We start from the raw sequence: 14651 nt of genomic DNA on the forward strand, positions 1-14651 counted from the left end.
CTAAGGTTTCGGTATGGCCGACTTCGAAGCTGTGACGAAAGCAGTCGTTCCCGCGGCGGGTATGGGCACCCGTTTTCTTCCGGCGACCAAGGCGACCCCGAAGGAGATGTTGCCCATCGTCGACAAGCCCGCGATCCAGTATGTCGTCGAGGAGGCCGTCTCCGCCGGGCTGCTCGACGTTCTCATGGTCACCGGCAAGAACAAGCGTTCCATCGAGGATCACTTCGACCGGGCCCACGAGCTCGAAGAGATCCTGGTGGCCAAGGGCGACGAAGAGCGCCTCTCCCAGGTGCGGGAGCCCTCCGACCTCGCCATCCTGCACTACGTACGGCAGGGCACGCCGCGCGGCCTCGGCCACGCCGTCCTGTGCGCCAAGCAGCACGTGGGCGACCACCCCTTCGCCTGCCTGCTCGGCGACGACCTCATCGACCCCCGCGACGAGCTCCTCAAGCGCATGATCGAGGTACGCGGCACGCACGGCGGCAGCGTCATCGCGCTGATGGAGGTCCCCCAGGAGCAGGTCTCCCTGTACGGCTGCGCCGCCATCGAGCCGACCGCCGAGGACGACGTGGTCAGGGTGACCGACCTGGTGGAGAAGCCCCCCGCCGACGAGGCCCCGTCCAACTGGGCCATCATCGGCCGCTACGTGATCGACCCGGCCGTCTTCGAGGTCCTGGAGAACACCCCGCCGGGACGCGGCGACGAGATCCAGCTCACCGACGCCCTGCGGACCCTCGCCGGACGCGGCACCGACCAGGGCGGCCCGGTGCACGGCGTGCTGTTCAGGGGGCGGCGCTACGACACCGGCAACAAGCTCGACTACCTGCGCACGGTGGTGCAGTTCGCCGCCGAGCGTCCCGACCTGGCGCCCGAGTTCATGCCCTGGCTCAAGGAGTTCCTGGCCTCGCGATGAGCTCCCTGAAACCGGTCGACGACCACCTCTCCGACATCCTCCGCACCGTGCGGGTGCTCGCCCCGCTGGAGCTGGAGCTGGAACGGGCGCTGGGCACCACGCTTGCCGAGGAGGTCACCGCTCCGGTCGCGATGCCGCCCTTCGACAACTCCGCGATGGACGGCTACGCCGTGCGGGCCGAGGACGTCGCGGACACCCCGGTGACGCTCCCGGTGATCGACGACATCGCGGCCGGAGACGGCCGGTTGCAGGCCATCGGCCCCGGCATGGTCATGCGGATCATGACCGGGGCACCGCTGCCCGCCGGGGCCGACGCGGTCGTCCCGGTCGAGTGGACCGACGGCGGCACCGCGCAGGTCGTGATCGGCCGCCCGGCGCAGAAGGGCAACGCCATCCGCGGGTCGGGGGAGGACGTGCGGGCGGGCGACGTCGTCCTGCCCGCGGGCACCCCGATCGGTCCCGCGCAGCTCGGCGTGCTGGCGGGTGTCGGCCGCCGCCGGGTTCTCGTACGGCCCCGCCCGCGGGTGGTCGTGATCTCCACCGGAGCCGAGCTGGTCGAGCCGGGCCTGCCCCTGGGACCCGGCCAGATCTGGGAGTCCAACAGCTTCGCCCTGGTCGCCGGCGTCCGCGAGGCGGGGGGCGACGGCTACCGGGCCGGGATCGTCGGCGACGACGCCGCGGGGTTCCTCGACCAGCTCGACGCGCAGCTGCTGCGGGCCGATCTCGTGATCACCAGTGGCGGCGTCTCGATGGGGGCGTACGAGCCCGTCAAGGAGGCTCTCGGCCCGCTCGGGACGGTCCGGTTCGAGCGGGTCGCCATGCAGCCGGGCATGCCCCAGGGCTTCGGCGTGGTCGGCGAGGACCAGGTGCCGATCTTCGCGTTGCCCGGCAATCCGGTCTCGTCGTTCGTGTCGTTCGTCCTGTTCGTCCGGCCGGCGCTGCGCAAGATGCGAGGTCTGCCCGAGGAGCCCACGCCGACCGTGCGGGCGGTCACCACCGGCCCGCTCCGCTCGCCCGAGGGCAGGCGCTCCTATCTGCGTGGCGTGCTCGGTCCCGGCGGCACGGTCGGCCCGGTGCGCAGGCAGGGTTCCCACCAGCTCGCAGCCCTGGCCGCGGCCGACGCCCTGATCGTGGTGCCCGAGGACGTCACCGAGCTTCCCGAGGGCACGGACGTGGAGGTCATCCCCCTGTGAACGACCACGACCACGGAGAGGCGGCCGGATTCACCCACCTCGACGAGGCAGGCGCGGCGCGCATGGTGGACGTCTCGGCCAAGGACGTCTCCCTCCGTACGGCGACCGCCACCGGCAGGGTGCTGCTGTCCGCCGAGGCCGTGGCGCTGCTGCGGTCGGGGGAGGTCCCCAAGGGCGACGCGATCGGCACCGCGCGAATCGCCGGGATCATGGGTGCCAAGCGGACCCCCGACCTGATCCCGCTCTGCCACCCCATCGCGCTGCACGGGGTCAAGGTCGAGCTGGTCGTGGCCGACGAGGGGGTGGAGATCACGGCACGGGTCAAGACCGCCGACCGTACCGGCGTCGAGATGGAGGCGCTGACCGCGGTCTCGGTCGCGGCGCTCGCCCTGATCGACATGGTCAAGGCGGTCGACCCGGCGGCCGTGATCACCGACGTCCGCGTCGAGGAGAAGACCGGCGGCAAGACGGGCATCTGGACCCGTCCCTGACATCCGGTCCGAGGGGCATCCCGCCACGAAGACGCCGGATCTTCGGGGGCCGGGTCCCGGGAGACCGGGTTTCCAGGACCCTGGGAGGATGATCCCATGAGAGCTCTGGTGATCACCGCGTCCAACCGGGCCGCCGCCGGGACGTACGAGGACACCTCGGGGAAGCTGCTGGCCGAGTTGCTGGCGGCGGCCGGGTGCGACGTGGACGGCCCGCGGGTGGTCCCCGACGGCGAGCCGGTCGAGGCGGCGCTGCGGGCCGGGGTCGCCGAGGGGTACGACGTGATCGTCACCACCGGCGGCACCGGTCTGACCCCGGCGGACCTCACCCCGGAGATGACCCGGCGGGTGATCGAGAGGGAGGTGCCCGGCATCGCCGAGGCCATCCGTCACGTCAACCGGGACAAGGTGCCCACCTCCATCCTTTCCCGCGGGCTCGCCGGGCAGGCGGGCAGCACGTTGATCGTCAACCTGCCGGGTTCCTCGGGAGGGGTACGCGACGGCATGGGCGTGCTGTCTCCCGTGCTCAGGCACGCCGTGGACCAGATCAGGGGAGGAGATCACCCCCGTTGATCCGCCTCCCCCTCTTCCATGGCACGGCGGGCCTTCTTCGGGAGATGATGAGGGTGTGGATCGACTTCGTGGCTGGCCGGTGACCCTTACGGAAGGCCCGGTGGGACTTCGGCCGCTGCGGCTGCGGGACGTGCGCGTCTGGCGGGAGTCGCGGCTGCGCAACGCGAACTGGCTCCGTCCCTGGGAGCCGAGCAATCCCGAGACCCCCCTCTTCAAGACCGGTCTCGGTCCCTACATCTCCATGGCCGGGACCCTCCGCAGGGAGGCCAGGCAAGGGCTCGCGCTGCCGTGGGTCGTCACCTACGAGGGTGCCTTCGCCGGGCAGCTCACCGTGGGCGCCATCGTCTGGGGCTCCGCCAGGTCGGCCCAGATCGGCTACTGGGTGGACGGCGCGCTGGCCGGTCGCGGGATCACCCCCACCGCGGTAGCCATGGCCGTCGACCACTGCTTCTTCACCACCGGGCTGCACCGCGTCGAGGCCAATATCCGCCCGGAGAATCATGCGAGCCGCAGAGTGGTTGAAAAGCTGGGATTCAGGGAAGAAGGGGTCAGACGTCGGCACCTGCACATCGACGGTGCCTGGCGCGACCACATCTGTTACGCGCTCACGGTCGAAGACGCGCCGAGGGGGTTGCTCGTACGGTGGCGGCGGGCCCGTGAGGCGGCCGCCCACGGTGGCACTCCGCATGAAGAGGTTTGAAGATCTCGCGACACACCGCATCGAATGCTCGTCAAATAGTGACACGCGGTCTTACGGTGCGTGACATGAGCAGATTGAAGGCGCCGGGAGACCACGCGCGTCTTCATGCTGCCCGGAGGTGGCCGTGAGCAGCGGTGTCGTTCTCTATCTGGCCATCGTCGTCATGTGGCTGTGCGTGCTCGTGCCCATGTGGCTGCACCGCGACCGCAACACCCTGTCCGAGAGTCACAAGGACATCGAGCCGTACGCCTACGACGAGCGGGCGATCGACGAGGACTCCGCGGAGACCCTCACCGAGCCCCTGCCCGTCACCTCCGACGACCTGTCCTCGTCCTCTTCGGAGGAGGATCTTTCTTCGCCCGGTGCCGAGGAAGGCTCGCCGGGCACCCTGGCAGCGTCCGAGACCGGGAGTTCCGGGACCGGGAGTTCCGGGACCGGGAGTGAGGCCCCGCACGCCCGACCCGTGGCCGGGAAGCCCGCGACCGGCAGGATCGCCGCCGGCAGGGCCGCGTCCGGGCGCCGCCGCGCGGAGCTCCGCCGCCGGGGCAAGCAGGTGGCCAAGCGCAGGCGCCTGACGCTCTGGTGCGTCCTGCTCCTGATCGCCTCCGTGGTGACGGCCGCCGTCCAGGTCATCCCCTGGTGGGGTGTGGCGCCCTCAGTGGTGCTTCTGGGCGCCTATATGGCCGTTCTGAGGGTCACGGTCCAGATCGACGCCGAGCGGCGCGAAGCCATCGCCAGGGCCCACGCGGAACGTGCCAAGCGCGCCCGCCGCCGCGCCGCCCTCCTGGAGGCCCAACGCCCCGTGGCAGAGATCATCGACCTGGCCGCACACCGCGACGAGATCTTCGACCAATACGCGGAGACCCCCCGCCGCGCGGTCGGCGACTGACCCGCGCTCCGGATGGCGCGAGTGCCCCCGGATGTTTGCTAATCTAGTCCACGTCTTGGGGATGTAGCGCAGTCCGGTAGCGCACTTCGTTCGCATCGAAGGGGTCAGGGGTTCGAATCCCCTCATCTCCACCAGGAGCCGTTCTTGAAACGGCTGGACTGAGGTTGACGGGATCCCGTCTGATCATCGCGATCAGGCGGGATCTTGTCGTTTCAGGGATTCCGAATCGGGTTCGCCCTGGGTTGGGAGCCGCGGAGCAGGGGGCTGGGAAGGCCCGGGTGATGTCAGGGCGCTGGTGGAGGTCGGAGTTCGCGTCGCCGGACATGGCGATGCCGGTTCCGGGCCGGGTGTTGCGACACGGTGATCTGAAGTGCGGGTTGTGGGACGGGTGGTGGCCTGTTCCGGCCGGTGAGCGGTGAGCGGTCGAGGCGCTCTGCTGGGATCTCGAAGATGTCGGCGGATGTGTCGGGCTCGTCTGGGGGTTGGTGGATGTGGCGCCACTGGTCGAGGAAGTGGTCGTTGGCGACGGTGACGAGCAATGCGACCAGGATGGTCTGGGCGACGCGGCCGTGGGCGAGTCTGTTCTTCGGATCGCCGAGGGCGAGGTCGTGGCCCTTGAGGCGGCCGTTCAGCCCTTCGGTCATGGCCCTCGCGGCGGAGTACGTCCCCCGCCACGGAGGGCTGAGGTAGCGCAGATCCTGGCGGAACTTGTCGAGGTGGCCGAGGTCGCCGGGGTGCAGGGTGATGGTGTGCTGGTGGCAGATCTTCGGTAGTTCGCCGGTCTCGTGGTCAGGGGCCGGGGGCAGGACGCGGGGTTTGGCCGCAGGGTGAGCGGCTCGCCCTCAAGCGCCGGAGCGGGCAGGTGGCGGTCCACGTTCCTTTGCGCTTCTGATCGCGATCTTCCGTTTTGGTGGTCACGTCGGTTTTGCGTTCGAGCGCGCTCGAACGCATAGCGTCCCCGCCATGACGACACAGACCTGGATCATCACTGGCGCGTCCCGCGGGTTCGGACGCGCACTGGCGGAGTCGGCGCTCGCGGCGGGCGACCACGTGGTGGCGGCGGTGCGCCGGCCCGAGAGTGTGGCCGATCTGGAGGCCAGGTACCCGGACAACTGCCTGATCGCGAAGTTCGACGCCCGGGACATCGCCGCGGCCGCGGACCTCGTGCGCGACACCCTCGACCGCTTCGGTCAGCTCGATGTGCTGGTCAACAACGCGGGCCGGGCCGTGGTCGGAGCGGTCGAGGAGGTCGGCGACGCGCAGTTGCGCGAGTTGATGGATCTGCACCTGTTCGGCCCCGCCGCGCTCGTCCGGGCGGCGCTGCCCACGATGCGTGAGCGGGGCACCGGGACGATCGTGCAGATGAGCAGCCAGGGTGGGCGGACGTCGTTCCCCGGCGTGTCGGCGTACTCCGCGTCGAAGTTCGCCCTCGAAGGCTGGTCCGAGGCCCTGGCCGGGGAGGTCGCGCCGTTCGGGATCCGGGTGATGCTCGTCGAGCCCAGCCGGTTCAGGACCGGCTTCAACGCCGGCGATGTGCTCGAGTTCGCCGAGCCGTCCGAGACCTACCGTGACGTGCTCGCCAACGTCCGTGCGGACATGGCCGGGACCGACGGTCGCCAGGAAGGCGACCCGGCGCGGGCGGCCGAGATCATCGTGTCCCTCGCGCACGGCGACGAGGTGCCGCTGCGGCTGCCGCTCGGGCGTGAGGCGGTCGAGCGTATCTCGCGTGCCTACCGGCGCGGCCTGGACGAGGTCGAGCGGTGGGCCGAGACCGCCCGCAGCGCCGACTTCGAGGGTGTCTCTGCATCGGTACGGCCCATCTAGGCTCGTGGTCATGGCCACCGACGATCTGATGACCAGGGCGCTCGAAGCGCTTGGGGACGACGGTCCGCTGTCGGTCGAGGCGATCCACCGCCTCGCCGACCTGGCCGATCTGCCCGAGACGATGACGATCGCCGAGGTTGCCGACCTCCTCGACATCTCGCCCCACACGCTGCGCTATTACGAGCGGGCCGGGCTCGTCGAGGTGGCCCGCGACGGCAATGGTCATCGCGTCTACGACGCCGAAGCGGTTCGGCGCCTGGTGTTCCTCACCCGGATTCGGCTGTCCGGTATGCCGATGCGTGACCTGCAGCACTACATCTCGCTCGTCGATGCCGGAGGGCACACGGTGCCGGAGCGGCTCGATGCGCTGGTCGAACATCGCGACACCATCCGCCGCCGGATCCGTGAGCTGACCCTTTCCCTCAAGGCGGTCGAATACAAGATCGCCACGTACGGGGGCTCGACCGGGCCGGACGTTCAGGACCTCGGCACCATCACCGGTACCGACCGCACGGCGCCGCCGGACGAGCCGCTGCGACGGGCACTCCCGGCAGAGTGAGGGACGCCGACGCTCGCCGGGCTGCTGGCGGTAGTCCGGCCTTCCCCCCAATCTCCGGCCACAGCTCCTGCGGGAAACGATCTTCAGGGCCTCGCATCCTCCAAGCTCAACTGCACTCGTGAACACCCCACAGGACGAAAGGCCCGAATCCAGATCATGGAATCGGGCCTTTTTGTTGCTCAGAGGTTATGAGGTCGCCTCGTCCTCCTGGGGGCGTACGGCCTCCGGAGGGCCTTCGCGGAGCGGGGTCGGCGAAAAGTCGGCGACCACCGTGCGGGCCCTGTTGGTGTCAGGAGGGTTGGTGTCAGGAGGAGAGTGTCAGGAGGAGAACAGCCTCCAGTGCCCCTCGGACACGACGTCGACGGTGCCCTCGGTCACTTTGATGGCGGTCTCGTCGTCGATCGCATAGGCCGGACCTGGGATTCCGGCCGCCCATTTTTCCGCGTCGGCCATGCTGTTCTCCGGCAGGAGCTCGTGATCCAGGTGCGGGAAGATCGAGAAGTCGACGATGCCCAGTGTGCTGTCGTTCCCGGCGGGCGGTTCCCATTCGACGAAGTACTCCCCAATACGGGGGGTCATCACCATGCTTCCGGCGCTCAGTCCCACCCAGACCGTCTCGCTCAGCGACGGCAGGAGATCCGCCAGCCCCGACTGCCGCATCCAATGGCACAGGTACAGGGTGTCGCCGCCATTCACCAGCAGGACGTCCGTCTCTCGGACCCAGGAGATCCAGCGTTCTTCGTCGATGCTGGGCAGCGCGGTGAGTTCCAGCACTCCCAAGGACTTCCAGCCCAGCTCGCACATGGGGGTGGAGGACCGGCCGCTGATGAAACGCCATGCCCCGCCGGGACTGCCCTGGGGGTGTCCGTAGCCGGCGGTGGGGATACAGAGGGCGTTGGAGTCGGCGATCGGTTTGCCCAGTAAGTCGACCAGCGCGCTGTGGATGCTCGGGTTCTTGACGCCGGCGGAAGTGAGGAGAAGCTTCATTCCTGCCTCCTGTACGTAGCGGTCATGACGCTCTCGTCGAGAGCCGCTTCAGGCGGGCCGCGCCCGGCTGCTTGGCGGAGGGGCCGTCCATGGAAGTCCGTTCCCGGATTCGGGGTCGGCGCCCGCGTCGCGCTGGGCATGGAGTAGAGCGGGATGCGTCCAGCCGTTTCAGTCGATGCCGGACCATCCGGCTCCGCGGTGACGGCCATGGCACTCCTTGGGGGATGTACTAATACGAGCACCGATCATGGCGTACAAGGCCGACAAATTCGGGTTGGTCGCGGGACGCGCGGCTTCTCGTGGCCATGGTCACCCCGGGGCGGGCGGCTGGGCGGAGTCAGCGAAAAGTCAGCGAAACCGCTGGGCGGCCCGGATTCTGGAGCCGTGTCAGGCATCTGACCGCCGACTAGACTCGTGGTGTGTTCGATTCGCTTGACTTCGATACATCGTCTTATGCCGATTTCGACACACCGGCGTATGTGCGGCACACGTACAACAGCTGGGACAACGCCGGTTGGCGGTCGCTGCTGGTACAGAGTCTTGACCACGCGTCCGAAGCCGAGCACCTTCCGCTGCCCGCGGTGTCCGACCTGCATATCGTGCTGTGTGTGGCGGGGAGCGCGGACGTCCGGCTGTACGCCGGAGGCAGGCCCGTTGGGCGGCGTTGGGTGCCGGGCCACCTGGAACTCATGGTTCCCGGGCGCGCCACCTCCTTCACGTATCGGGCGACGTCCAGGTTGCGGACCGTTCAGGTGCACATTCCCTCGTCGGCCGTCCGGGAGGCCGCGGGGGCGCTGGGCGGTCGTGAGCCCGACTTCGAGGGGTTGTCCGCCGCCCTTCGAGGGGGAGATCCGGTCGTCGAGCAGCTTCTCCGCGCGCTGCCGGGCACCGGCGGCGCCGGCGACCTGTACGCGGAGTCCGCCGCGGCGTTTCTCTCGACGCACGTGCTGACTCGCGGCAGGGACGTGTGCCCGCCCGGTCCCGAGCATGCCGCCGTCCGGGCGAGCGTCGCCATCATGCGAGATCGCCTGGCGGAATCTCTGACGCTGGCCACGATCGCCGCCGAGGTTCATCTGAGTGTGTACCACTTTGTCCGTGTTTTCCGGCAGGCTACCGGCGAGACACCGCACCGGTACCTCACCCGGTTGCGGATCGAGCAGGCGCGGCGGCTACTGTCCACCAGTTCTCTCAGCGTCGAGCAGATCGCCCCGCGGTGCGGGTTCGCCACTCCGGGCGCGTTGTCGTCGGCCTTCCTGCGCCATACGGGTGTCCGCCCCTCGACGTACCGCAAGAACTGATCGATCGACCGCAATCGCCCGCATGTCCAGCGAGGTCGGCGGCTTCTACGTTTAGGGGCATGCCGTACTCCTATGGCGTGACCGCACGCTCGCGGGCCGCTCCTGACGCCGTCTTCGCGGCGCTCGCCCGCGCGGCCACCTGGCCCCGGTGGTCGCCGATCGACTCCGCCGATGTCGAGGGCGGCGATCCCGAGGACCGGCAGGAGGTCGGCGACACCAGGGTCTTCCGCAGCGGCCGTAGCGTCTCCCGGGAGCGGATCGTCGAACCGATCGACAACCGGCGGTTCGTCTACGACAGCGTGAGCGGGCCCTTCCGTTCGTACCGCGGGACCATCGATCTCGCCCCGGTGCCCGGCGGGGGCACGCACATCACCTGGTCTGCCACTTTCACCCCTGAGATGCCGCTCTCGGGTGGTTTCTGGCAGTGGTACCTGACCCGCTTCATGCGACGCATGGCCGACGGTCTCGCCGCATACGCGAACGCCGCCGATGGGTGATCAGCACCTCCCCATGGTGGCGGCGAGGCCCGGGGCGCAACGCGTCCCCCGCGGCCGGCAGTCGTTCCTCGACCACCCGAGACAGTGAGGGGACACACGATGTCCACGACGAGAGCACGCTCCATCCACAGCCGGAGGTGGTGGGCGCTGTGGGGGCTGATGGCGGTGTCCGCGGTCGGCTTCGCCGTCGCGTCGGTACCGCCGTACCTGACCGGAGACGCGGCCAACGTCCCATTGCCGCTCAACCCGGATGTGGCGCTGCACTACCTGTCCCTGATGGTGCACGCCCTCCCAGGTGGCCTCGCCCTGGCTCTTGGGCCGGCGCAGTTCGTCAACCGCCTCCGCGTCCGCAGGCCCACGCTGCACCGCGTCCTCGGCCGGGTATACATGGTCTCCGTCGTGATCGCGTCCATCGCGGCCGCGGTCAATGCCGCGGTCACGATCAGCGGCTTCGCGGTCCAGGTCGCGTTCCTCATCCTCGTGGCGGCGTGGCTGTACACCCTGGCCATGGCCTACCGGAGCATCCGCCGCGGCGAGGTGCGGCTGCACCGGATCTGGATGATCCGTAACTACGCTCTGACGTTCGCCGCGGTCACCCTGCGCGTCTACCTGCTGCTCGGCCTGCAACTGTCCCCCTCGACGGGATTCGAGGCGATCTACACCTCCGCCGTATGGGCGTCCATCCTGGGCAACGTCCTCGTGGCCGAGTACTTCGTCGTCCAGCGCGTGCTGGCGCCCCTGGCCCGTCGTCAGCAGCGCCGGGACGCCCCGGTGGTCTCCACGCCGGTATGACGGCCTCGCCGGGCGGCATGCCCCGGTGCCCCGGTCACCGGGGCACCGCGTACACCGATCCTGGTGGCGGCTCTGGCCGCGTCGTGCCCGGTCTCGCCGGTGCCGGCAAGCTCATCCAGGTGGAAATCATGTCCGAACCGATCGATGCGGCGACGCGAGGAGGAGGCATCGAGCAAGGCCGTACATACATGCGAATCACGCATTTTTGCGTGGCTCGCATCTTTGCGTGGCTCGCAAATTTGGGTAGAGTGTCCGCATGGGGCTGAGAGAGCGCAAGAAGGAGGAGACCCGGATCGCGCTGAGCTGGGCGGCGATCAAGCTGACCGTCGAGCGTGGCTTCGACAACGTCAAGGTGGAGGACATCGCCGCCGAGGCGGGTGTCTCGCACCGCACGTTCAACAACTACTTCTCCAGCAAGGGTGAGGCGATCGCGGCCAGGCACTTCGACCGGGCGGTGCAGATCGCCGACGAGCTGAGGTCCAGGCCGGACGGCGAACCCCTGTGGGAGGCCATCACCAACGCCGTGTTCGCCCGGTTCGCGCTCGGCATGCGGGAGGCCGAGCGCCCGGCCGACGAGCGCTGGAGCGCCGGGGTCAAGCTGATGACCCAGCATCCGGAGCAGCGGGGCGAGTTCCTCAAAGCCCACACGGCCGCGCTGGACGTGCTGGCCGCGGCGGTCGCCGAGCGCACCGGCACCAACGCCGATCGTGATCTGTATCCGCACCTGGTCGCCGGCGCGGTCGGCGCCACCATACTCGCGGCCATCCACCTGTGGCTCCACGGCGACGCGCCGGCGCCGTTCGAGGAACTGCTGCGCGACGCTCTCGGCCAGGTCGCCGCCGGCCTGCCCGCGCCCTGACCCTTCCCTGGCCTTTCCCGGACCTTTCCCGCCTTCCTCGTCGAGGATCGGCCGGCCCGCCGCCGGTCGATCCGTCATGCCCAGAAGGAGCACCATGATCGCCGATGTCGTCATAGCCGGAGCCGGGCCCAACGGCCTGATGCTGGCCTGCGAGCTCAGCCTGGCCGGAGTCCGTCCCCTGGTCCTGGAGCGCCTGCCGGAGCGCACCCGGGAGAACCGTGCCAACGGCCTGGTCGGCCAGGTGGTACGGATGCTCGACCGGCGAGGTTTGTACGAGCGGCTCACCGGAGACCAGGGCCCGCCCCAGCCCGCGCCCGGATTCGTCTTCGGCGCGCTGCCCCTCGATCTGAGCGCGCTGGACGACAACCCCCTCTACCTCCTTCCGGTCCCGCAGCTCAGGATCGAGCGGATGCTGGAGGAACGGGCCGCCGAGCTCCATGTCGAGATCCGGCGCGGCCACGAGCTCACCGGATTCACCCAGGACGCGGATGGCGTGACCCTCCAGGCCGGCGGGCCGGCCGGGCCGTACACGATCGAGACCCGCTACCTGGTCGGCGCCGACGGCGGGCACAGCGTCACACGCAAGCTGGCCGGGATCGCCTTCCCCGGCGTGACGACAGACGAGACGATCGCGCGCACCGCGCACGCCGTCGTGCCGGCCGAACTCGTCGATCCGGTCACCGGCGGCCTCGACATCCCCGGGTACGGACCCGTCCCGCCGCTCCTGCACCACCGGACCGAGCACGGGTTGTTCGTGTACGCGCCCCTGCCGGGCGCCCCCGCACCGCTGATCTCCACCATGGAGTGGAACGGACAGGACGCCGAGGGGCCGCTCACACTCGCGGAACTGCGGGCCAGCGCCCGCCGCGTGCTCGAAGTCGACATCGCCTTCGGCCCGCCCGGCGGCCGGGGGCCGCACCTGATGCGCAAGCTCAACGGCGGCAACACCCGCCTGGCCGAGCGTTTCCGGGACGGCCGCGTACTACTGGTCGGCGACGCCGCCCACGTGCACTCGGCGATCGGCGGGCCCGGGCTCAACCTCGGCCTGCAGGACGCGGTCAACCTCGGCTGGAAACTCGCGGCCGACGTACGCGGCACGGCCCCCGCCGGTCTCCTCGACACCTACGAGTCCGAGCGACGCCCGGTCGCCGAGCGGGTGGTGATGTCCTCGCGCGCCCAGTCCGCGCTGATCGCCCCGGGCAGCGAGGTCACCGGCCTGCGCGCGCTGTTCACCGAACTTCTCGGCGACCCGCGCAACGTCCGCCGTGTCGCCGACCTGATGTCGGGTGCCGACATCCGCTACGACGTGGGCGTCGACCATCCGCTGGCCGGTCGGTGGGCTCCCGACCTGGACCTCAAGGACGGTGTCCGGCTCGCCGAGCTGACCCGGGACGGCCGCCCGCACCTGATCGACCTCACCGGCGGCGACTGGGGATACCCCGCGACCGCGGCACTGCCCGGCTCCGCCGTACCGTGCACGGCGCTGCTGCTGCGGCCCGACGGATACGTGGCATGGGCCACCGACGTCCCGCGGCCGGACGCGGAGTCCCGCGCGTCGCTCCGGACGGCGATCCGACGATGGCTGGGATGACCGGACGGGCACACCTCGTCAAACGATCGGCTCCCGTCCGGGAAGCGATCTCTGACGACGCCACCGCTTCGCGGGTCGGCTGTACTCGTGAAACCCCGCCGGGTCAGAGGCCGTTTCCGGGCGACCGGCCCCGCTACTGGGAGTCGCGTCCTGAGATCGCCATCACGACGGCGGTCAGGATGCAGGCCAGCCCGACGGCGGAGTTGGCGATCAAGAAGGGGATGGCGTCGTCGTCGACGCCGGAGACGATCGCTCCGCATCCGCCGAGAAGGAGAATCGCCCACCCGAGGGTCAGAGGATACATATGGGAGCGAGGCAGAGGTTCCATCGATCATCCTTCGTGTGAGCGCCCGCAACGTCTGATGGCCGGTCACGGACATCGTCGGATTCTCCGTCTTGGCGTCGCGTCGCGCACCGATCTCTAGCCGGGCGTCCCCTCGCGCTCGCTTCTCCGGGCGAGGCGCTGGGCCTGCCCGTCGTGCACGTCGCTCACCCACTCCCAGCCGGGCTTGGCCGACGGGCCGACCCGCGGGTCACCGGGATCACGGCCCTCACGCAGGGCGAGCACGTACGCCCGATCCCGCTCGATCCGCGCGCGTACCTGACCGGCCCCGCCGACCGATCCGTGGCCGGGGACGATGACGTCGGCGTCGCCCGCCACGTCCTCCAGCAGTCGCAGCGCCGCGAGGTAGTCCTCGATCGGGTCGGCGGTGTCGTTCAGGTCGAGCATCGGGACCAGGACATCGGAGAGCATGTCGCCGGCGACGAGCACCCCGCTCTCTTCGACGAACAGCGCCGCATGGCCCGGTGCGTGCGCTTGATGCTCGATGATCCGGGCCTGAGGGCCGTCCCATGGGATCCGCGCCGTCCCGGCGGGCAGGGCGGTGATGAGACCGAGCAGGTCCATCGGGACCTTTCCGGCGATTTCCGTGCCGAGCAGGTGGGCGGCGATGTCGGCCTTCGCCTCCGGGTCGGACAGCTGCTCCCGGACACTGGCCGCGCAGCGGGCCGTGCCGTGACGAGGGGCCGTGCCGAGCCGGGGGTGCCAGAGCAGGTGATCCCAATGCGGATGCGTCGAGAAGCCCGCCGCGACGGTCTGCCCCGAATCGGACAGGTCGTTCGCGAGGCAAACCATTTCGTGGTCCTGCACCCCGGGGTCGACGAGCAACACGCCGGCCCGGCCGTGCACGACGACGGCGTTGCTCTGGCAGAACTCGCTCTCGTGGACCAGCACACCCTCCGCGACCTGCCTCAGCATGGGTGGCCCCTTCCGCTTGTGGTTTGCAACCGCTTTTCGAGACCGTAGTACCTAGTGGTGGTAGATTGCAAGCACTATGGGCGAAGCGTACGAGCCTCGGCCGGGATGCCCGGTCAACGCCGCCGTCGAGGTGTTCGGCGACCGCTGGAGCCCGCTCGTCCTCCGCGACACCGTCTTCGAGGACCGCCGCTGTTTCCGACGGCTGCGAGCCGGTGTGTGATCGGTTGTCG

At 69.8% G+C, this 14651-nt stretch carries 18 protein-coding genes and 1 tRNA gene; 15 read left to right on the plus strand and 4 right to left on the minus strand.

What is annotated here, in order from left to right:
* Positions 1-13 precede the first annotated feature (13 nt).
* The 7 genes from galU to ACSC1Q_RS24590 all read left to right on the plus strand — a co-directional run bounded on the left by galU (position 14) and on the right by ACSC1Q_RS24590 (position 4890).
* On the plus strand, positions 14-913 hold the full coding sequence (gene galU, locus ACSC1Q_RS24560; RefSeq protein WP_436761054.1) for a UTP--glucose-1-phosphate uridylyltransferase GalU: 900 nt from the start codon (positions 14-16) through the stop codon (positions 911-913).
* A gap of 5 nt (positions 914-918) precedes the next feature.
* Positions 919-2106, plus strand: coding sequence for a molybdotransferase-like divisome protein Glp (gene glp, locus ACSC1Q_RS24565; RefSeq protein WP_436761109.1), 1188 nt, complete (start codon positions 919-921; stop codon positions 2104-2106).
* Positions 2103-2597: a cyclic pyranopterin monophosphate synthase MoaC gene (moaC, locus tag ACSC1Q_RS24570; protein WP_436761055.1), complete on the plus strand. Its 495-nt coding sequence runs from the start codon at positions 2103-2105 to the stop codon at positions 2595-2597. The genes glp and moaC overlap by 4 nt, the downstream gene beginning before the upstream one ends.
* Positions 2598-2693: 96 nt before the next feature.
* A complete protein-coding gene (locus ACSC1Q_RS24575; protein WP_436761056.1) occupies positions 2694-3167 on the plus strand; it encodes a MogA/MoaB family molybdenum cofactor biosynthesis protein in 474 nt (157 codons plus the stop codon).
* Positions 3168-3222: 55 nt separating this feature from the next.
* A complete protein-coding gene (locus ACSC1Q_RS24580; protein ID WP_350969880.1) occupies positions 3223-3867 on the plus strand; it encodes a GNAT family N-acetyltransferase in 645 nt (214 codons plus the stop codon).
* A gap of 124 nt (positions 3868-3991) precedes the next feature.
* Positions 3992-4756 carry a divisome protein SepX/GlpR gene (gene sepX / locus ACSC1Q_RS24585; protein ID WP_436761057.1) on the plus strand — a complete coding sequence of 255 codons (765 nt, stop codon included), beginning with the start codon at positions 3992-3994 and terminating at the stop codon, positions 4754-4756.
* A 57-nt stretch (positions 4757-4813) separates the two neighbouring features.
* Positions 4814-4890 (plus strand) — tRNA-Ala (locus ACSC1Q_RS24590).
* 150 nt (positions 4891-5040) lie between these two features.
* On the opposite strand, the gene ACSC1Q_RS24595 is transcribed toward ACSC1Q_RS24590, so the two are convergent.
* Positions 5041-5400: a hypothetical protein gene (locus ACSC1Q_RS24595; protein ID WP_436761058.1), complete on the minus strand. Its 360-nt coding sequence runs from the start codon at positions 5398-5400 to the stop codon at positions 5041-5043.
* Between the two features lie 319 nt (positions 5401-5719).
* Here ACSC1Q_RS24595 and ACSC1Q_RS24600 point away from each other — a divergent pair, with 319 nt between their 5' ends.
* Entirely contained in the window at positions 5720-6580 is an 861-nt protein-coding gene (locus ACSC1Q_RS24600; protein ID WP_436761059.1) for an SDR family NAD(P)-dependent oxidoreductase, read from the plus strand.
* 10 nt (positions 6581-6590) lie between these two features.
* On the plus strand, positions 6591-7139 hold the full coding sequence (locus ACSC1Q_RS24605; protein ID WP_436761060.1) for a MerR family transcriptional regulator: 549 nt from the start codon (positions 6591-6593) through the stop codon (positions 7137-7139).
* 318 nt (positions 7140-7457) lie between these two features.
* Here the strand turns inward: ACSC1Q_RS24605 and ACSC1Q_RS24610 are convergent, their stop codons facing one another.
* Complete coding sequence (locus ACSC1Q_RS24610) at positions 7458-8126, minus strand: Type 1 glutamine amidotransferase-like domain-containing protein (protein WP_436761061.1); 669 nt, start codon at positions 8124-8126, stop codon at positions 7458-7460.
* A 419-nt stretch (positions 8127-8545) separates the two neighbouring features.
* Here ACSC1Q_RS24610 and ACSC1Q_RS24615 point away from each other — a divergent pair, with 419 nt between their 5' ends.
* The 5 genes from ACSC1Q_RS24615 (at position 8546) to ACSC1Q_RS24635 (ending at position 13163) form a co-directional block, all read left to right on the plus strand.
* Complete coding sequence (locus ACSC1Q_RS24615; RefSeq protein ID WP_436761062.1) at positions 8546-9424, plus strand: helix-turn-helix domain-containing protein; 879 nt, start codon at positions 8546-8548, stop codon at positions 9422-9424.
* Between the two features lie 59 nt (positions 9425-9483).
* A complete protein-coding gene (locus ACSC1Q_RS24620; protein ID WP_436761063.1) occupies positions 9484-9921 on the plus strand; it encodes an SRPBCC family protein in 438 nt (145 codons plus the stop codon).
* Positions 9922-10020: 99 nt separating this feature from the next.
* Positions 10021-10713, plus strand: coding sequence for a DUF2306 domain-containing protein (locus ACSC1Q_RS24625; RefSeq protein ID WP_436761064.1), 693 nt, complete (start codon positions 10021-10023; stop codon positions 10711-10713).
* A gap of 256 nt (positions 10714-10969) precedes the next feature.
* Positions 10970-11572, plus strand: a complete 603-nt coding sequence (locus tag ACSC1Q_RS24630) for an acyl-CoA-like ligand-binding transcription factor (protein WP_436761065.1) — start codon at positions 10970-10972, stop codon at positions 11570-11572.
* A gap of 94 nt (positions 11573-11666) precedes the next feature.
* On the plus strand, positions 11667-13163 hold the full coding sequence (locus ACSC1Q_RS24635) for an FAD-dependent monooxygenase (protein WP_436761066.1): 1497 nt from the start codon (positions 11667-11669) through the stop codon (positions 13161-13163).
* A 133-nt stretch (positions 13164-13296) separates the two neighbouring features.
* Here ACSC1Q_RS24635 and ACSC1Q_RS24640 read toward each other — a convergent pair whose 3' ends face one another.
* Positions 13297-13491: a hypothetical protein gene (locus tag ACSC1Q_RS24640; protein ID WP_436761067.1), complete on the minus strand. Its 195-nt coding sequence runs from the start codon at positions 13489-13491 to the stop codon at positions 13297-13299.
* 93 nt (positions 13492-13584) lie between these two features.
* Positions 13585-14421 (minus strand): MBL fold metallo-hydrolase, encoded by an 837-nt coding sequence (locus tag ACSC1Q_RS24645; protein ID WP_436761068.1) that lies wholly within the window; start codon positions 14419-14421, stop codon positions 13585-13587.
* A gap of 76 nt (positions 14422-14497) precedes the next feature.
* Here ACSC1Q_RS24645 and ACSC1Q_RS24650 point away from each other — a divergent pair, with 76 nt between their 5' ends.
* On the plus strand, positions 14498-14641 hold the full coding sequence (locus ACSC1Q_RS24650) for a hypothetical protein (RefSeq protein WP_436761069.1): 144 nt from the start codon (positions 14498-14500) through the stop codon (positions 14639-14641).
* Positions 14642-14651: the final 10 nt, after the last annotated feature.

Origin of the sequence: Streptosporangium heterodermiicola, assembly GCF_051390675.1 — a bacterium.
GTDB lineage: Bacteria > Actinomycetota > Actinomycetes > Streptosporangiales > Streptosporangiaceae > Streptosporangium.